Genomic DNA, 18,287 nt, shown 5'->3' with positions numbered 1-18,287 from the left:
ATGAATGCACACCAACATCACGGCAGCAGTGCCCCGTCGGAATCGGCCTCACCAACGGACCTGAAGGATCCCGTGTGTGGCATGACCGTCACGGCGCAGTCTGGTCATATGTTGACCCACGAGGGCCGGACCTTCTATTTCTGCAGTGCCAAGTGCCAGGGCAAGTTTGCTGCGAACCCGCTGCAATACCTCGCACCCGAGCCACCCGCAGAAACCAGTCCAGCTGTGACCGGTGCGATCTACACCTGCCCGATGCACCCGGAGATTCGCCAGGACCATCCAGGGAACTGTCCCAAGTGCGGTATGACGCTCGAGCCCTTGCTGCCCGACCTTGACGACGATGACAACCCTGAACTGCGCGACTTCCAGCGCCGCTTTTGGTGGACCTTGCCGCTCACGGGGGTGGTGTTCGTGCTCGCGATGTTTGGTCACCGATTGCAGTGGTTCGACATGGGTACCCAAAGCTGGATTGAACTCGTGCTGGCGGTACCCATCGTGCTCTGGGCCGGGTGGCCATTCTTTGTGCGCGGCGCGCAGTCGGTGGTGAACCGCAGCCCGAACATGTGGACCCTGATCGGCCTGGGCACCGGCGCCGCTTTCGTCTACAGCGTGGTGGCCACCGTCGCCCCGCAGGTGTTCCCGGACTCGTTCATCTCCATGGGCCGCGTGGCCGTTTACTTTGAAGCCGCCGCCGTGATCATCTCGCTTACGCTGCTGGGGCAGGTGCTCGAACTAAAGGCCCGTTCTCAGACCTCGGCGGCCATCAAGTCGCTGCTTCGTCTGGCGCCAAAGACCGCCCGGCGCATCCGGGAAGACGGCACCGAAGAGGATGTGCCACTGACCCATGTGCATGTAGGCGACTTGCTGCGCGTGCGCCCAGGCGAAAAAGTACCGGTGGACGGCGAGGTGACGGAGGGCGGCAGCTCGATCGATGAATCCATGCTCACGGGCGAGCCGATGCCCGTCACCAAACGCGTGGGCGACATGGTGATCGGCGCCACGCTGAACACCAGTGGCGCGCTGGTGATGCGATCTGAGCGCGTCGGCGCGTCCACCATGCTGTCGCAGATCGTGCAGATGGTGGCCCAGGCACAGCGTTCCCGTGCGCCCATGCAACGCATGGCCGATGTGGTGGCGGGTTACTTCGTCCTCGCTGTGGTGGGCATTGCGTTGTTGACCTTCTTTGGCTGGGGTCTGTTCGGTCCCGAGCCAAGCTGGGTGTTCGGCCTGATCAACGCGGTGGCCGTGCTGATCATTGCCTGTCCTTGCGCGCTGGGCCTGGCCACGCCCATGTCCATCATGGTCGCCACCGGTCGCGGCGCCACACACGGCGTGTTGTTCCGGGACGCAGCGGCCATAGAGAACATGCGCAAGATCGACACCCTCATCATCGACAAGACCGGAACGCTTACCGAAGGCCGTCCCACGTTTGAGCGCGCCGTTCCCGCGCCAGGCTTTGACGCCGATGAGGTGCTGCGCCTAGCCGCCAGCCTGGACCAGGGCAGCGAACACCCTTTGGCCGAGACCATCGTGCGCGCCGCCCGCGAGCGCAGCATGTCTTTGGACAAACCCGAGAACTTTGAATCTGGCTCGGGCATTGGCGTGCGTGGGCAAGTGGGAGGTCGTCAGCTGGCTCTGGGCAACACCACGCTGATGGAGCAGATCGGTGTAGCGGTTGGTGCGCTGGTGCCGCAGGCCGAGGCCCTGCGCGCAGAAGGTGCCAGCGTGATGTACCTGGCCGTTGATGGACAGCTGATGGGCCTGTTGGCGGTGTCCGATCCGGTCAAGGCAAGCACGCCGGAGGCCTTGGCGACGCTCAAGGCCTCCGGCCTGCGCATCGTGATGGCAACCGGGGACGGACTGACCACAGCCAAGGCTGTTGCAGCCCGCTTGGGCATCGATGAGGTGCACGGCGAAGTCAAGCCGGCCGACAAACTGCAGTTGGTGGAAAAGCTGCAAAAGGAAGGCCGTGTGGTGGCCATGGCAGGCGACGGCATCAACGATGCACCGGCACTGGCCAAGGCCGATGTGGGTGTGGCCATGGGCACCGGGACCGACGTGGCGATGAACAGCGCACAGATCACGCTGGTCAAGGGCGATCTGCGCGGAATCGTGATTGCGCGCGCCCTGTCCGAAGCGACTGTGGGCAACATGAAGCAAAACCTGGTGTTTGCTTTTTTGTACAACGCGCTGGGCATTCCGATTGCGGCCGGCGTGCTGTATCCACTGACGGGGTGGCTGCTGTCGCCGTTGATTGCCGCGCTGGCCATGAGCTTGAGCTCGGTGTCGGTAATTGGCAATGCGCTGCGTTTGCGGCGCGGCAAGCCATAACGCGTCGGTTCTGCGAGCCTCGGCCAACTCCACTTGACCGGTTTCTTCCGTGATTACAGGCCGTAGCAATTGAGTGGCGTTTTGCTCAGACGAAGGGGTTGCAGTGCGACCTGCGTCCAGATCGCTGACCAAAAAAAGCAGCCCTCGCACCGATGTCGGCGGGAGGGCTGCGTGGTCAGAGACTTTTCGATCGTCCCCGTTTGGATAAATCGCCTGAAGGTCAGTTCCCGTGCCCCTTGTTCAACAGGGAACTCAGACGCGCAACTTCGTTACCCATCGTCGTGATGCTTTTGCCATCGACGGTCTGGACGACTTGACCCTTGCTAAGGTGAGTCACGCTTCCAAACTTGCTTTCCTTGGCCATCAGTCCGTCTTTGAAGACGTAGAGCGTTTCACCGTTCTGCAGTGCGATGACCTGCTTGGCCTCGGATCTGGCTGCGTCCATCGCGAATGCCGGGGCCAATGCTGCCATTGAGATGACGAGGATGCTGAGCTTGCGAATCATGGGGTTTCTCCTTCAAGAACAAATCACATTGTTCGACTGAATCAATGTGGTACGAAGTACAGATTCAATGTAGCGAGGCACCCATGACCGGCAGCTTGCGAACGCATTACATCTTGGTCAGCGCAAAGTCAGCAGGCCTTCTTGCAACCCGATTGGTCTCCTCCTTGAATCGGTGGACATGGCACCGTTCCGTAACTGCAGAACACGCAGCAGTCACCCGTCTTCGGCCGAAGAATAGCGTGGCAGTCTTCGCATTCATAGAACCATTGGCAAGCATCGGTGGGCATGACTTCAGTCCTTGCTTGTCCACACTCAGGACAGGTCAACACCGACGTCAGGAGCACTTCGGTCAAGGCTCAACTCCCGTGACGGTTGACGGGAAGCCAGCGTCCTTGGTCGCCCGGGTCAGAGCGTCCAATGAAACCTGGGTGTCGTCGTAAACCACCGAGGTCTCCCGCCTGCCGAGATTGGACTCCACGTCGACCACGCCAACCAGTTTCGTCAACGCCTTCTTGACCGTGATCGGGCAGGTGGCGCAGGACATACCGGGGACGGAAAGAGTGACGGTTCTCTGCGCTGCCCATGCAAGCGGACTCAGCACAAATCCGACAGCAATCAAGATGTGTTTCACAGCCAGGCCTTTCATCAATAGAACCAGTGAGCTATCAGCGGGAATGCCATTGCGGTGGTGAGCAGCAGCACCACGACACCGAACAGCAGTTTGTAGATGCGGTTGATGCGGGGAATCGCACACACCTGACCTGGTTCGCAGGCAGCCGCTGGCCTCCAGATGCTTCTTGCCGCAAAGAACAGCGCCGCCAGCGATACACCCATGAACAGCGGTTGATAGGGCTCCAAGGCCGTGAGATGGCTGATCCAGGCGCCCGAGATGCCCACCAGGATCAACACCAGTGGGCCCAGGCAGCAGGCCGATGCAAAGAGGGCTGCAAGACCACCGGCCAGCAGGGCTTTGCCGCCCTGTTCGGTAGCGGGACTGGAGATGGGTGTGTTCGGGGTGGTGGAGTGCGCTGGCATGAGATAACCTTAAAGCCGTACCCAAGTACGGAGTCAAGCGACATGAGCGATATCCACACACCTTCCGCCTCCAACATGACGATTGGCGGATTGGCCAAGGCAGCCGAAGTCAATGTGGAGACCATTCGCTTCTACCAGCGGAGGGGATTGATGCCTGAGCCGCTCCGCCCATCCGGCGGGATTCGCCGCTACGCAGAAGCTGACCGTTCTCGCCTTCATTTCATCAAGTCGGCGCAGCGCCTCGGATTCAGCCTGGACGAGATAGCCGAGCTGCTGCAACTCGACGATGGCGCCAGCTGTGTCCAAGCCCGAACCAAAGCACAGACCAAGCTCGCGGATGTGAAGAGCAGGCTTGAGGACCTGCACCGGATTGAAGGAGTGCTTGAGGGATTGATTCGACTCTGCGGAGCATCCAGGGGCAAGGTGCGATGCCCGCTGATTGCAGCCTTGAAGACCGACGCTTCGTTGAGTGCCTGAGCCAGCGCTTATGCGTATGTCAGCAGCACCGCCGCTTTGCCCCTGCCATACAGATCACTTCTGCTTGGCAAGCCACTTGTCGAACTGAGCAATCTCTTTCTTTTGCGCCACGATGATCTGCTTTGCCATGGCCTTCATCTCGGGTGACTTGCCGGTTTTGAGCTGCATCTCGGCCATGTTCAAAGCTTGCTGGTGATGAATTTTCATCATCATCGCGAAGTCCTTGTCGGTATTGCCTGACATGGGCATCTTTTGCATTTCCTCCATGCCCATCATCATGGAACCTTTCATGTCGTGTGCACCTGTGGCGCCTTTGTGCATATCGGACATGGGCATCGTCGCTGGGCCTGTGGCTGGCGTGGACTGGGCATGCGCCGATAGCGACATGAGCACAGTCAGCGAAACGGCGCACAGAGCTTTGGCAGGCACAGTGGTAAAGCGTTTTGCGGTGGATTGATGGTTCATGTGAGTTCCTATAAATTGCCCGAAGACGGGTTCACCATCATTGACAACGACGCTCGGATTGACTGTGCGCCAACGTACGCCTGCTCATTGGTTGCGAGACTGTGTCGGACCGGTTTCACATAGCAGGGAGGACGTCGCCCATGCAAAAAAGGGATCGGTCATCACAACCGATCCCTTGACCACAACCGACCCATAGGGTCGGATTGGTTAAATCACTTCATCGCTTTGATATCGGTGACCACCATCTTGCCGGCGTCCTGAATGACGATGAACTGGATCTTCTCGCCCACCTGGACTTTGTCCAGCATGGCCTTGTCCTTGACGTTGAATACCATGGACATCGGAGGCATGTCCATGTGCTTGATCTCGCCATGCTTGATCGTGACCTTGCCGTTTTCCTTGTCGATCTTGCGAATTTCGCCGTCGGTCATGCCTGGTGTGGCTGTCATGGTCATCTTGCTGTGATCCATTCCCATTTTGCTGTGGTCTGCACCCGCTTGCGCCATCGAAGGCAAGGACAGGGAGAGCGCGGCAGCGGTGAGGAGTTGCGCAACGGTTTGGGTGTATTTGTTCATGATGTGTTTCCTTGATTGAGATCTCGTGATCGGGGAGGCTTATTTGGCAACGACTTTGATTTTGCCGACCATGCCCGCTTCGTAGTGGCCTGGCAGCAGGCAGGCGAAGTCGAACTCACCGACCTTGTTGAAGTTCCAGACGATTTCTCCTTTTTTGCCAGGACCTACGTGGGCCATGTAGGGCTCATCGTGCTCCATATTGGGAAACTTCTTCATCAGTGCAGCGTGCTCATCGAGCTCTTTCTTGGTTCCCAAGACGAACTCGTGCATCACCTTGCCACCGTTGACGTGCACGAACCTGATTGTTTCGCCCTGTTTGACCTCAACGAGATCGGGTGTGAAGCGCATGTTGTCGGTCATACTGATTTCCACGGTGCGCTTGACGGCGTTCGAGTGACCGCCGATGCCCCAATCTTTTTGTTCCATTTTCATGGGCGCTGCTCCTTTGGCGTGTTCCTTGTCGCCATGAGCAAATGAAGACGTTGCGGCCGCCAGCATGGCGGACACGATCAGGGTTTTGGTGATGTGCATGTGGAGATTCCTTGTCGATGGTTGAGTTGAGGGGCGCGAATGATTTGATCAATGCTTCATGGCGGAGCCGCTGGGCTTGACCGCCTTTGCTGTGGCGGGTGCCGTGTCTGCACTGACCTTGGGCCTGACGGCGGGCAACGGCGCACCGGTCCATTCGTGCGCAACAGTGCCTTCGGGGAACTTGTACGGACCCGGGTCCTTGTAGTCGCCTGGTTTCTGGTCCTTGCGAACCTTGAACACGGTGAACATGCCACCCATCTCCAGCGGACCGAACTGGCCCGTTCCCGTCATCATGGGAGCGGTGTTGTCCGGAATGGGCATCTGCATTTCACCCATGTCGGCCATGCCGCGCTCGCCCATCAGCATGTAGTCGGGCACCACCTTCTGGATCTTGTTGACAAGGCCTCGGTGGTCCACACCGATCATGGTGGGCACGTCGTGGCCCATGGCGTTCATGGTGTGGTGGCTCTTGTGGCAGTGCATGGCCCAATCGCCTTCCTCGTCGGCAATCAGCTCGATCTGGCGCATCTGTCCCACGGCCACGTCGGTGGTCACTTCATACCAGCGCGTGCTCGGTGGCGTCGGGCCACCGTCGGTGCCAGTCACCAAAAACTCGTGACCGTGAAGGTGGATCGGGTGGTTGGTCATGGTGAGATTGCCGACACGAATGCGCACGCGATCGTTCAGTCGCACGTTCAACGTGTCGATGGCGGGGAACACCCGGCTGTTCCAGCACCAGATGTTGAAGTCGGTCATCGTGGCGATCTTGGGCGTCTTGCTGCCGGGCTCGATGTCGAACGCGTTGAGCAGGAAGCAGAAGTCACGATCCACCTCACTGATGTGGGGATGCTTGCCCTTGGGGTGGGTGACCCACATGCCCATCATGCCCATGGCCATCTGGACCATTTCGTCCGCATGCGGGTGGTACATGAAGGTGCCCGGGCGGCGCGCTTCAAATTCGTAGACGAAGGTCTTGCCCACGGGGATGGCAGGCTGGTTGAGGCCACCCACACCGTCCATGCCGCTTGGCAGGCGCTGGCCGTGCCAGTGGATGGTGGTGTGCTCGGGCAGCTTGTTGGTGACGAAAATGCGCACGCGGTCGCCCTCGACCACCTCGATGGTCGGGCCCGGGCTCTGGCCGTTGTAACCCCACATATTGACCTTGAAGCCCGGCGAGACCTCGCGCACCACGGGTTCTGCCACCAGATGGAATTCCTTGACGCCGTTGTTCATCTTCCACGGCAGGGTCCAGCCGTTGAGCGTGACCACCGGGTTGTAGGGTCGACCGGTGGTGGGCACCAATGGAGGCGCTGTGTCCACAGACGTTTGGTAGACAGGCTCGGGCAAAGCGGCCATGGCAGATCGCGCAACCGCCAGCCCAGCCACCGAAGCGGCAGCACCCGCGAAAAACTGACGACGTGAATTGAGGAGACTCATGTTGGTTTTCTTTCTATGCGTTCGATGCGATCAGTGGCCAGCGGCGGCAGCGGGCTCACCGCCGCCGCCGCCCAGAGAGACAAAGCTGTCGGGCGCACCGCCTTGAAGGACCCACTGCAGATCGGTCTCTGCAATCCAGAAGTCCCGCTGCGCCTCGATGGCGCTGGCCACCGCTTGTGACTGGCTGGAAACCTCACCCAACAAGTCCCACACACTTTTGAGCATGCCGTTGTAGTGAAGAACGGTTTCTTCGGTGATGAACTCTCGAACTTTCAGCACTTCTTCGCGCGCACTCACAGCCAGGGCGTGGCTGGAGAGGTAGGCCTGGCGAGCGAGGCGGGCGTTGGCGCCATTGCGCATGCCCTCGGCGCGCGGCAGTTGTGCAGCAATGGCCGCAGCGCGCTCGTCCAGCACTTGCGGCGACAAGGCTTGGACCGGCACATCGGGCAAACGGTCAGGCAGCGCAACAGCGCTGTGCATGCCGGTGAGGCCCAACGTTTTGATGAGTGAGGCTTCGGCCTGCGCGGCGGCGTTCTGTGCGCGTCGCACGTTCATCTTGGCGGATGACTGAGCCAGTTGAACCTGGGCCTGCTGGAGCTTGCTCCAATTGCCCACACTCACCATGCGGCGACCCAGCTCGTTGCCGGCCTCGGCGGCGTCGAGCGCATCGCGGTGCTGTTTGAGAACCTGGCGCGCAGCCACTGCCTGAAACCACGCCTTGCGACCTTGAGCGGCGACTTCCAGCAGCTCGTCCATGTCGTCTACCCTGCGCTGATGGATGGGATCAAGCTCGGCCCACTGGCCTTTGGCAATCAAATCCACGTTGGCCGTACCGATCCTGTTCATGGGTTTGACCAAATCCAGGTGGGCCCGCCAGGCCTGACGCACGGCGTCTTCCGCCGTCATGAGGCTCAGGCTGGGAGACGCCAACTCCTGACCTGCTGCAGCGGGAACGTTCTCTTTTTCCCACTTGAGGATGTCGGCATGGCCGCGTTTGAACTGCCCAACGGCGTCGTTGGCTTCGCGCCAGTTTTTCTCAGGAGGGGCCGGTGCGATCTGGGCGGAAACGACCATGGGGAGCGCCAGCACGCCCAGAACGATGGCCCGCAGTGCGGAGGAAGGGTAACGTCGATGAATCACTGATTTGCTCCTGTTCAACTGTTTCAAGCAGGAGGCAGTGTGCAAAAGGCCACCCGTCACGAACCTGTCGGTTTCATTACAAAGTTGTCAGGTTCGGTTGCAGATGGCCGCTGGCAGTCAAAATCGCCGCAGGAGTGAACGTGAAAATCTTGATTGTTGAAGACGAACGCAAAACGGGTGAGTACCTGTGCATGGGACTGCGCGAGGCGGGCTACGCGGTAGAGCTGCTCAACAACGGTGTGGACGGATTGCACCAGGCGCTGGAGGGCGACCACGACCTCATCATTCTGGACGTCATGCTGCCCGGCATGGACGGCTGGCAGGTGCTCAGAGGTCTGCGTGCCCAAGGCCGGGAGATGCCGGTGCTGTTCTTGACCGCCAAGGACCATGTGGACGACCGCGTCAAGGGTCTGGAGCTCGGAGCGGACGACTACCTGGTCAAGCCGTTTTCGTTCTCTGAGCTGTTGGCCAGGGTGCGCACCATCTTGCGCCGTGGGCGCTCGGGTATGGAGCCCACCACCCTGCAGGTCGCGGATCTGGAGCTGGACTTGCTGCGCCGTCGGGTCACCCGCGCGGGCAAGCGCATCGACCTGACCGCCAAGGAGTTCGGATTGCTCGAATTGCTGATGCGCCGCAAGGGTGAGGTGTTGCCACGCTCGCTGATCGCCTCCCAGGTGTGGGACGTCAACTTCGACAGCGACACCAACGTCATCGAGGTGGCCATGCGCAGGCTACGTGTCAAGGTGGACGACGGGTTTGAGTGCCGCCTGTTGCAGACGGTGCGAGGCATGGGTTACGTGCTGGAAGTGCCGGAGCACCCCTGATGATCCGGCGCTTGACCCTCACCGCACGACTCACCTTTCTGTACACCCTGGTATCGGCTGTAGTGTTGCTGGGCCTTGGTGTCCTGGTGGCGTGGTCCACCCATTTGCACTTCATTGACCTTGACCGCGACTACCTGCTGGACAAGGTGCAGCTCATCGAGAAGATCGTCGATGAAACGCCAGAGCCAGCTGAACTCGCGGCCAAGCTGGATGAATCGCTCAACAGCCACCAAGGCCTTTTCATCTCAATCACGCGCGGTGACGAACAGCTGTTTGGAAAAGGCGGCATCACATTTCCAGCAGAACTCGCTGCACGAAGCGCCGCAGATCAGCCCATGGACTGGACCGATGGTGAGCGACAACTACGAGGTATGAGCACGCAGCTTTCCACAGCGCAGATGCCCGGCGGATTGAGCAGTCCAGGTCAGACCATGCGCCTGACACTTGCGCTGGATACGCAACACCACACCCATTTCATGCAGATGCTGCGTCAGCAGTTGGCGATCTATGTCGTCCTGGCCACCCTGCTCAGCGGCCTCCTGGGGTGGTGGGCAGCCCGCAGCGGTCTGGCCCCGCTGCGGACCATGAGAGAGCGCGCGCTCAAGGTCACGGCCCACAAGCTCGACGAGCGCATGCCGATCGACGCTGTGCCTGTGGAGATGGCGGAGCTGGCCCACAGCCTCAACGCCATGCTGGAGCGGCTGCAGCAGGATTTTGCGAAGCTAATGGAATTCTCAAGCGACATCGCCCACGAACTGCGTACGCCCATCAGTAACCTGCTGACGCAGACCCAGGTGTCGCTTTCGCAGCATCGCGATCCAGAAACCTACCGCGACATCCTCGCCTCCAACGCCGAGGAATTTCAGCGCTTGGCGCGCATGGTGTCCGACATGCTGTTTCTTGCCAAGACGGACCACGGCATCCAGCTTCCGAATCGCGAGGACGTCGCACTCGAAGACGAGGCGAAGAGCCTTCTGGATTTCTACGATGCGGTTGCCGAGGACAAAGAACTTCGCCTTCGGGTGGTGGGAGCGGGTAGCGTGGTGGGTGATCGACTGATGATTCGGCGAGCCATCAGCAACTTGCTGTCCAATGCGCTGCGGCACGCCCACCCTCGTACCGATGTTGCGCTGACTGTCGAGACCCAGATGAATGGCACCAGCTTTTGTGTCACCAACACGGGCGATCCGATCGATGCCGCCGACCTGCCGCGCCTGTTTGATCGCTTCTATCGCGTGGACAAGGCGCGCGCGCATCCCTCATCCGATGGTGCTGGCCTGGGTCTGGCCATTACCAAGGCCATCATGCTTGCTCACGGCGGAAGCGCGTCGGTTACTTCGTCGGAGGGAACAACGCGGTTCTGCCTGCAGTTTCCGGGCTCTCATGGGTCTCGTTCTCTTCGCGTCGCCAACAGCCAAACACAGACGAGCGCGAGCGCCGAGTAGTTGGCGACGACAAACCAAGGCGTGTTCCAGGCAACGCCATCAAATCCTCGGTAGGTGAGCGGGTAGAGGACTGGAGACGGAAAGAAGTCGTCCGAGTGGGTGAACACATCAATGAGGATGTGCGACCACCATCCAGCCAACGGCAGCCAGAAGACACGAGACCATCGCCAAGCGACCAACGTCACTGCCATGGCGATCACCCCGCTGTGAAAGATGCAGTGGAGATGGTGCGACCACAGTTCCACGCTCTCGGGTAAAGGCTGCACCCTTTCCTGCAGCGCTCGGACATAGGTTATGAACTCGGCCGGCAGCCCGTTGAAGAGAGCCCACGCCGCCACAGGCAACATGTGCATCAGATCCGGCAACGCCGCCATTGCGGCAGTGGCAAGACCAGTTGCAACGGGTATTGGCCGATGGCGTAACAGCAGGACGACGCCCGCTCCCGCCCACAGCGCATGTGCAGCAATGTCCACGTTGGCCTCCAAGCACAGATTGGCTCTCGCTGAACAGTCTACGGTGCCTTGTTTGGGCAGGCTCTCCAATCAGGCAAGCGCAGTCAGTCTGCGCGCCATAGAATCCAGCTATGCGCCGCTTGCTCGCCCTCGTCCTGTGTCTGCTGTTTCCCCTGCAGGGATTTGCGGCAGTGCAGGGCGTTGCCGCGCCATGCCCCATGCAGGGCATGATGGCCATGGCGGATGAAGTTGACGGGATGGCAGAGTCCCTGGCCGAGGCCATGGACGATTGCTGCAACGACATGGCCACCTTTGAGAGCACGGGCCAGCCCTGCAAGAGTATTCAGAGTTGCGTCGTGCCCGCCGCAGCCTTGCCGTCTTTCCCATCCCTCGTGGCCCAGACCTCGGTCACCCAGGACCCTGAAGCGCCGGCCTGGCGCAGCCTTCCCCCGGGCGCGACTTCGCGCCTCTGGCGCCCCCCAACTTCCGTCTGATTCCCCGCACTGCGCAGCCCACCCGGCGGTGGCGCTGCTGTCGCGCGCTGTCAGGGCTTTTGAGCCCGGGCGTGCCTGCTCCGGAGCTCAGACATGGAACACCCTTCGCTTTTTCTTGCACGCGCCGTGCTGGCCCTCGCTGGCCTGCTTGTGCTGGTCACACCCGCTGCCGCCGATGAACCCCTGAGCCTGAGCGCTGCGGTGAGCGCAGCCCTGGCCCACTCGCGCAGCCTCGACGCATCAACCGCCGCCGCGCAAGGCGCACGCGAGATGGCGGTGGCGGCAGCGCAGCGGCCCGACCCAGTGCTGCGCCTGTCGCTGGACAACCTGCCGGTGGACGGACCTGAGCGCTTCAGCACCACACGCGATTTCATGACCATGCGCTCCATCGCGCTCATGCAGACCCTGCCCAACGCGGACAAGCGCCGCGCCCGGGGTGAGCGATTCGAGCGCGAGGCCGACGTGGCGTTGAGCGAACGAGCACAGCGTGTAGCCGTGCTGCAGACCGAAGCGGCGCAGGCCTGGCTGGAGCGGCGCATGCAAGAGCAACGCATTGGGTTGCTGCAGGCGCAGATCACCGAGGCGCGCGTGCTGGTGCAGACAACCGAGGCAGCCCTGCGGGGTGGGCGAGGCTCCACGGCCGATGCCTTCAGCGCGCGCGAGGCGCTGGCCCAGCTGGAGCAAGGCCTGATCGGCGCGCAGGCCGAGCGCGCCAACGCCCGCCTCACGCTGGCGCGCTTCACCGGTGGGCCGCCGGACCAGCCGCTGGCCGATCCACCGCCCATGCGGCAGATCACCGCAGCGGTGGGTGAAGCGGACCCATTGCGCAACCTGCCCGATCTCGTTGCGCTGCAGGCTCGCGAAGCCGTGGCCCGCGCCGAGGCCGAAGTGGCCCGCCAGGACCTCAAGCCCGACTGGAGCGCCGAGATCATGTTCAGCCAGCGCGGCTCGGCGTTCTCCAACATGGTGTCGATCGGCGTGTCGGTGCCGCTGCAGTGGGACAAGCCGCAGCGCCAGCAGCGCGAGCTCGCCGCGCGCCTGGCGCGCGTGAACGAACTGGAGGCAGAGCGCGAAGAGCAGACGCGCGAGCGTGTGCTGCAAGTGCAGCGCTGGCAGCAGGACTGGCGCGCCGGGCTGGACCGGCTGGCCTACCTGGATGCGCAGCGCCAGCCGCTGGCCACACAGCGCGTGGATGCCGCACTGGCGGCGTACCGGGGCGGGCGCGAAGGCCTGGGCCCGGTGCTGCAGGCGCGACGCGACGCACTGAACCTCGCGCTCGAACGCCTGGCGCTGGAGCGTGAAACCTCTGGCCTGTGGGCTCAACTCGAATACCTCATCCCCGACAGCTCCACTGGAGTGAAGCCATGAACAAAAAAACATCTTTCGTCGCACTTGCTGCTGTGGCCGCGCTTATTGCTGTGGGCGCTGGCGCGTGGTGGTTGGGCATGCGGCAGGGCATGGGAACCACCTCGCAAGCAGGCGGGTCGTCTGCGTCAACGCCAACCAGCACCAGCGACGACCCTTCGCTGTGGACCATCCCGCAAGGCGAAGAAGCCACGCGCCGGCACATCCGCGAATCGCTCAAGGCGGGGGACGTGGACCCGGCCACGGGCCGGCAAATCCTGAACTACCACGACCCCATGGTGCCGGGCAAGAACTTCGAGGCACCGGCCAAGTCGCCGTTCATGGACATGATGCTGGTGCCGCGCTACGCCGGCAGCGGTGCGGCGGATGCCAGCAGCGTCAGCGTGAGCCCGCGCATCCAGCAGAACCTGGGGCTGCGCACGGCGCCGGTGGTTGAAGGCTCGCTGGTGTCCGAGGTGACGGCGGTCGGCAACGTGGCCTGGAACGAGCGCGAACAGGTGGTGTTGAGTTCGCGCGCCATGGGTTTTGTGGAGAAGCTGCATGTGAAAGCCGCCCTGGACCGCGTGGCTGTCGGCGCGCCGCTGGCCGAGCTGTACGTGCCCGACTGGGTGGCCGCGCAGGAGGAATACCTGGCGCTGGCGCGCCTGAGCGGTGAAGGCACCGACTCACTGCAGGATGCGGCGCGCCAGCGCATGCGCCAGGCCGGCATGACGCCCGCGCACATTGAGCGCGTGGTGGCATCGAGCGTGGTTCAGCCGCGCTTCACGCTCACCGCGCCCATCGCCGGCATCGTGAGCGAGCTCATGGTGCGCGAGGGCGCCACCGTGATGCCGAGCATGACGCTGATGCGCCTGCAGGGCACGCGCACGGTGTGGGCCGAGGGAGCGGTGCCCGAGAGCCAGGCCGCGCTGTTGCAATCCGGTGCACGCGTGCGCACCACCAGCCCAGGCGCGCCGGGGCAGACCTTCGAGGGCCAGGTGCAGGCGTTGCTGCCCGAGGTGGATGCGGTCACGCGCACCATCCGCGCGCGGGTCGAGCTGGCCAACCCACAGGGGCGGCTGGTGCCAGGCATGCTGGTGAGCATGCGGCTGGACCGCCCCAAGGCCGCGGCCACGCTGCTGGTGCCCAGCGACGCTGTGATTCACACCGGGCGGCGCAGTGTGGTGATGGTGGCCGAAGACGGCGGACGTTTCCGCCCGGTGGAGGTGACTGCAGGCCTGGAGGTGGGCGGCCAGACCGAAATCAGCGCGGGGCTTCAGATGGGGCAGCGCGTGGTGCTCTCAGGCCAGTTTTTGATTGACTCCGAAGCCAGCCTGCGCGGGCTGGAGGCGCGGCTCAACCAGGAGCCTGCGTCCACAGCTCAGCGCTACACCACCGACGCGGTGATCGACGCGCTCAGCGGCGACACGGTCACGCTCACGCACCCGCCCATTGCGGCGCTGAAATGGCCGCAGATGCAGATGGACTTCAAACTGCCGCCCCGCGCGCAGCAGCCACGCAACCTGGAAGCCGGTGACCGCCTGCAGATCGAGTTCGAGATGCAGGAGGGCGATTTTCCGCGCATCACCAGCCTGCAGCGCGTGGCGCCGGAGGTCGGCAAATGATCGCCGGCCTGATCCGCTGGAGCATTGCCAACCGATTCCTGGTGCTGCTGGCCACCGCACTGCTGAGCGCCTGGGGCGTGGTGGCCCTGCAGCGCACGCCGCTGGACGCATTGCCCGACCTCTCCGACACGCAGGTCATCATCCGCACCACCTGGCCCGGTCAGGCGCCACAGATCGTGGAGAACCAGGTCACCTACCCGCTGACCACCACCATGCTCTCGGTGCCGGGCGCGCGCGCGGTGCGCGGCTTCTCGATGTTTGGCGACAGCTTCGTCTATGTGCTGTTTGAAGATGATGTGGACCCGTACTGGGCGCGCTCGCGCGTACTGGAGTACCTCAACCAAGTGCAGGCGCGCCTGCCGCGCGGCGCCACCTCCAGCATCGGGCCCGACGCCACCGGCGTGGGCTGGATCTACCAATACGCCCTGATCGACCGAACGGGCGGGCAGGACGTGGCGCAGCTGCGGGCCCTGCAAGACTGGTTCGTGCGCTTCGAGCTCAAGACCGTGCCCGACGTGGCCGAGGTGGCGAGCGTGGGCGGCATGGTCAAGCAGTACCAGATCGTGCTGGACCCCGACCAGATGGCCGCCTACCGTGTGACGCAAGCGATGGTGGCCGAGGCGGTGGCGCGCGGCAACCAGGAGGCCGGTGGCTCGGTGCTGGAGCTGGGCGAGGCCGAGTACGCGGTGCGCGCCAGCGGCTACCTGAAAACGCTGGACGACTTCCGCGCCATCCCGCTCATCACCAGCAGCGCTGGTGTGTCGGTGCGCCTGGGCGACGTGGCGCGGGTGCAGACCGGGCCCGAGATGCGGCGAGGCATCGGCGAGCTCAACGGCGAGGGCGAGGCCGTGGGCGGCGTGGTGGTCATGCGATCCGGCAAGAACGCGCTGCAGACCATCGAAGCGGTGAAGACGCGGCTGGCCGAGCTGCAGCGCAGCCTGCCGGCGGGCGTGGAGATCGTGCCGGTGTACGACCGTTCAGGCCTGATCGAACGCGCGGTGAAGAACCTCGGTGAAAAGCTGCTGGAGGAGTTCATCGTCGTGGCGCTGGTGTGTCTGGCCTTTTTGTTTCACCTGCGCAGTGCGCTGGTGGCCAGCGTGTCGCTGCCGCTGGGCGTGTTGATGGCCTTCATCGTGATGCAGCAGCAGGGCATCAATGCCAACGTGATGTCGCTGGGCGGCATCGCCATCGCCATCGGCGCCATGGTGGACGCAGCCATCGTGATGATCGAGAACGCCCACAAGCATCTGGAGCGCTGGGCGCACCAGCACCCGGGCCAGACACTGCAGGGTGAGCCGCGCTGGCGTGTGATCGGCGACGCCGCGGCCGAAGTGGGGCCGGCGCTGTTTTTCTCGCTGCTGATCATCACGTTGAGCTTCATTCCGGTGTTCACGCTGGAGGCGCAAGAGGGCCGTTTGTTTGCGCCGCTGGCCTTCACCAAGACCTACGCCATGGCGGCGTCTGCCGGCCTGGCCGTGACGCTGATCCCGGTGCTCATGGGCTATTTGATTCGCGGGCGCATACCGGCGGAGACGGCCAACCCGCTGAACCGTTTTCTCATCGCCTTGTACCGCCCGGTGCTGGATGCTGTGCTGAAAGCACCGAAGCTCACGCTGGTGGTGGCAGCGCTGGTGCTGGTGGTCAGCATCTGGCCGCTGCGCCAGCTGGGCAGCGAGTTCATGCCGCCGCTGGACGAGGGCGACCTGCTCTACATGCCCACCGCGCTGCCTGGGCTCTCTGCGTCCAAGGCGGCCGAGCTGTTGCAGCAGACCGACCGCCTGATCAAGACCATTCCGGAGGTGCAGAGCGTGTACGGCAAGGCCGGACGCGCCGAGACCGCCACCGACCCGGCGCCGCTGGAGATGTTCGAGACCACGATCCAGTTCAAACCGCGAGACGAGTGGCGCACTGGCCTTACGCCCGAGGCCCTGATCGAAGAGCTCGACCGCACGGTGCGTGTGCCTGGCCTCTCCAACATCTGGGTGCCCCCGATCCGCAACCGCATCGACATGCTGGCCACCGGCATCAAGAGCCCCGTGGGCGTGAAGGTGGCCGGGCCCGACCTGACCACCATCGACCGCCTCACCGGCGAGATCGAGAGAGCCGTGAAGGACGTGCCCGGCGTGAGCAGCGCACTGGCCGAGCGCCTCACGGGCGGGCGCTACATCGACGTGGAGATCCGCCGCGCGGACGCTGCGCGCTACGGCCTGAACATCGCCGACGTGCAGGACATCGTGGCTGGCGGCGTGGGTGGCATGAACATCGGCGAGACGGTGGAGGGCCTGCAACGTTTCCCGATCAACCTGCGTTACCCGCGCGAGCTGCGCGACTCACTCCCTGAGCTGCGCGCACTGCCCATCGTGGCGCCCGGCGGCCAGCGCCTGGTGTTGTCTGATGTCGCCGACCTTCGCATTTCTGATGGGCCGCCCATGCTGCGCAGCGAGAACGCGCGCCTGGCCGGGTTTGTGTACGTGGACATTCGCGGGCGCGACCTGCGCGGCGCGGTGCTGGACATGCAGCGCGCGGTGGCGCAGCAGGTGGTGTTGCCCGCCGGGTACTCGGTGTCGTGGTCGGGCCAGTTTGAGTTCCTCGAGCGCGCCACGGCCAAGCTCAAGCTGGTGGTGCCGGTCACGCTGCTGATCATCTTCGTGCTGCTGTATCTGATCTTTCGCCGCTTCGACGAAGCGCTGCTGATCATGGCGACGCTGCCGTTCGCGCTGGTGGGTGGGGTGTGGTTCCTCTGGCTGCTCGGGCACAACCTGTCGGTGGCCAGCGTGGTGGGCTTCATTGCGCTGGCCGGTGTGGCGGCCGAGTTCGGCGTGATCATGCTGATCTACCTCAAGCAGGCCTGGCAGGAGCGGCTGGACGCCGGGCGCAATGACGAGCCTTCGCTGCTGGAGGCGATCCGCGAAGGCGCGGTGCTTCGCGTGCGGCCCAAGGCCATGACGGTGGCCACCATCGTGGCCGGGTTGTTGCCCCTGTTCTGGGGCATGGGCACCGGCAGCGAGGTCATGCAGCGCATTGCCGCCCCAATGATCGGCGGGATGATCAGCGCGCCGTTGCTCTCCTTGTTGGTGGTGCCGGTGGTTTACCGATTGATGCGACGACCGCGCATACCCTCCAAGGTTCAGGAGTCAACTTGACCCACCCAGAAATCTCAATGCAACGGATCGCCTTTTACGACAGCTTTGTCCGCAAGCAGCCGTCCAGAAGACGCTGAAGAGTGACCGCTTTTGGCATGGAGTGCGTTTGAAACCCGACTGAGCCAAAGGCAGCAATCGTTTAGGTTTGTTCGACACCTGCCCGCGAGCCACACACACCACGATGCGCCAGGATGAAGGGCGGGTGTTGAACAAGCCTCGAGGGAGGAAACCGCGGCGAACGCGACGGTGCCCGCTCACGCTATGGCGATTGCATGCGTGCGGTGGCGCGGTGATGGTGCTTTTGAATGGCGCGCTGCCTCCCAACGACCGGGCTCATACGGGCAAGGAGGCGCAAGGTCGTCATCGACGAGGCCTTGTGCGGGCGCGGACGTGAGCGTGTGGAGCGCCGAACACGAGCTGACCGTGCCGACGTTTGAAGCGTCAACAAACATGGGTTGCCGAGG

The 18,287-nt window shown here is 63.1% G+C and carries 18 protein-coding genes; 8 read left to right on the top strand and 10 right to left on the bottom strand.

Going from position 1 to position 18,287, the window contains the following annotated elements; translation table 11 throughout:
• Nucleotides 1-2,331 (top strand): heavy metal translocating P-type ATPase, encoded by a 2,331-nt coding sequence (locus tag F9Z44_RS05275; protein WP_159604221.1) that lies wholly within the window; start codon nt 1-3, stop codon nt 2,329-2,331.
• A 220-nt stretch (nt 2,332-2,551) separates the two neighbouring features.
• On the opposite strand, the gene F9Z44_RS05270 is transcribed toward F9Z44_RS05275, so the two are convergent.
• The 4 genes from F9Z44_RS05270 to merT all read right to left on the bottom strand — a co-directional run bounded on the left by F9Z44_RS05270 (nt 2,552) and on the right by merT (nt 3,871).
• Nucleotides 2,552-2,836: a CopK family periplasmic copper-binding protein gene (locus tag F9Z44_RS05270; RefSeq protein ID WP_159604219.1), complete on the bottom strand. Its 285-nt coding sequence runs from the start codon at nt 2,834-2,836 to the stop codon at nt 2,552-2,554.
• A 128-nt stretch (nt 2,837-2,964) separates the two neighbouring features.
• On the bottom strand, nt 2,965-3,189 hold the full coding sequence (locus F9Z44_RS22840) for a GDCCVxC domain-containing (seleno)protein (protein WP_159604217.1): 225 nt from the start codon (nt 3,187-3,189) through the stop codon (nt 2,965-2,967).
• Nucleotides 3,186-3,467, bottom strand: coding sequence for a mercury resistance system periplasmic binding protein MerP (gene merP, locus F9Z44_RS05260; protein WP_236574262.1), 282 nt, complete (start codon nt 3,465-3,467; stop codon nt 3,186-3,188). The genes F9Z44_RS22840 and merP overlap by 4 nt, the downstream gene beginning before the upstream one ends.
• A 14-nt stretch (nt 3,468-3,481) precedes the next feature.
• Entirely contained in the window at nt 3,482-3,871 is a 390-nt protein-coding gene (merT, locus tag F9Z44_RS05255) for a mercuric ion transporter MerT (RefSeq protein WP_159604213.1), read from the bottom strand.
• 42 nt (nt 3,872-3,913) lie between these two features.
• Here merT and merR point away from each other — a divergent pair, with 42 nt between their 5' ends.
• Nucleotides 3,914-4,348: an Hg(II)-responsive transcriptional regulator gene (gene merR, locus F9Z44_RS05250; protein WP_201450010.1), complete on the top strand. Its 435-nt coding sequence runs from the start codon at nt 3,914-3,916 to the stop codon at nt 4,346-4,348.
• A gap of 54 nt (nt 4,349-4,402) precedes the next feature.
• On the opposite strand, the gene F9Z44_RS05245 is transcribed toward merR, so the two are convergent.
• From F9Z44_RS05245 to F9Z44_RS05225, 5 genes are all read right to left on the bottom strand, one after another.
• Complete coding sequence (locus F9Z44_RS05245; protein ID WP_236574261.1) at nt 4,403-4,813, bottom strand: DUF305 domain-containing protein; 411 nt, start codon at nt 4,811-4,813, stop codon at nt 4,403-4,405.
• A gap of 212 nt (nt 4,814-5,025) precedes the next feature.
• On the bottom strand, nt 5,026-5,388 hold the full coding sequence (locus tag F9Z44_RS05240) for a copper-binding protein (RefSeq protein WP_201450009.1): 363 nt from the start codon (nt 5,386-5,388) through the stop codon (nt 5,026-5,028).
• A gap of 39 nt (nt 5,389-5,427) precedes the next feature.
• Nucleotides 5,428-5,919 carry a cupredoxin domain-containing protein gene (locus F9Z44_RS05235; protein WP_159604211.1) on the bottom strand — a complete coding sequence of 164 codons (492 nt, stop codon included), beginning with the start codon at nt 5,917-5,919 and terminating at the stop codon, nt 5,428-5,430.
• Nucleotides 5,920-5,967: 48 nt separating this feature from the next.
• Nucleotides 5,968-7,356 (bottom strand): multicopper oxidase family protein, encoded by a 1,389-nt coding sequence (locus F9Z44_RS05230; protein WP_159604209.1) that lies wholly within the window; start codon nt 7,354-7,356, stop codon nt 5,968-5,970.
• Between the two features lie 30 nt (nt 7,357-7,386).
• Complete coding sequence (locus F9Z44_RS05225) at nt 7,387-8,430, bottom strand: TolC family protein (RefSeq protein WP_159604207.1); 1,044 nt, start codon at nt 8,428-8,430, stop codon at nt 7,387-7,389.
• Between the two features lie 206 nt (nt 8,431-8,636).
• On the opposite strand from F9Z44_RS05225, the gene F9Z44_RS05220 reads away from it, so the two are divergent.
• Both F9Z44_RS05220 and F9Z44_RS05215 read left to right on the top strand, forming a co-directional pair.
• Nucleotides 8,637-9,320: a heavy metal response regulator transcription factor gene (locus F9Z44_RS05220; RefSeq protein WP_159604205.1), complete on the top strand. Its 684-nt coding sequence runs from the start codon at nt 8,637-8,639 to the stop codon at nt 9,318-9,320.
• Nucleotides 9,320-10,765 (top strand): heavy metal sensor histidine kinase, encoded by a 1,446-nt coding sequence (locus F9Z44_RS05215; protein ID WP_159604203.1) that lies wholly within the window; start codon nt 9,320-9,322, stop codon nt 10,763-10,765. The genes F9Z44_RS05220 and F9Z44_RS05215 overlap by 1 nt, the downstream gene beginning before the upstream one ends.
• Here F9Z44_RS05215 and F9Z44_RS05210 read toward each other — a convergent pair.
• Nucleotides 10,702-11,238, bottom strand: coding sequence for a hypothetical protein (locus F9Z44_RS05210; RefSeq protein WP_201450008.1), 537 nt, complete (start codon nt 11,236-11,238; stop codon nt 10,702-10,704). The genes F9Z44_RS05215 and F9Z44_RS05210 overlap by 64 nt on opposite strands.
• A gap of 110 nt (nt 11,239-11,348) precedes the next feature.
• Between F9Z44_RS05210 and F9Z44_RS05205 the strand changes: the two genes are divergently transcribed.
• From F9Z44_RS05205 to F9Z44_RS05190, 4 genes are all read left to right on the top strand, one after another.
• Entirely contained in the window at nt 11,349-11,711 is a 363-nt protein-coding gene (locus F9Z44_RS05205) for a hypothetical protein (RefSeq protein WP_159604201.1), read from the top strand.
• Between the two features lie 93 nt (nt 11,712-11,804).
• Entirely contained in the window at nt 11,805-13,079 is a 1,275-nt protein-coding gene (locus F9Z44_RS05200; protein WP_159604199.1) for a TolC family protein, read from the top strand.
• Nucleotides 13,076-14,680 carry an efflux RND transporter periplasmic adaptor subunit gene (locus tag F9Z44_RS05195; RefSeq protein ID WP_159604197.1) on the top strand — a complete coding sequence of 535 codons (1,605 nt, stop codon included), beginning with the start codon at nt 13,076-13,078 and terminating at the stop codon, nt 14,678-14,680. Before F9Z44_RS05200 ends, F9Z44_RS05195 begins: the two co-directional genes overlap by 4 nt.
• A complete protein-coding gene (locus tag F9Z44_RS05190) occupies nt 14,677-17,823 on the top strand; it encodes an efflux RND transporter permease subunit (protein ID WP_159604195.1) in 3,147 nt (1,048 codons plus the stop codon). The genes F9Z44_RS05195 and F9Z44_RS05190 overlap by 4 nt, the downstream gene beginning before the upstream one ends.
• The last annotated feature ends 464 nt before the right edge of the window (nt 17,824-18,287 follow it).

The sequence above is a fragment of the Hydrogenophaga sp. PBL-H3 genome (assembly GCF_010104355.1).
Taxonomy (GTDB): Bacteria; Pseudomonadota; Gammaproteobacteria; order Burkholderiales; family Burkholderiaceae_C; genus Hydrogenophaga.
The sequence above is the reverse complement of the archived record's forward strand: the minus strand, read 5'-3'. Positions and strand labels throughout refer to the sequence as shown.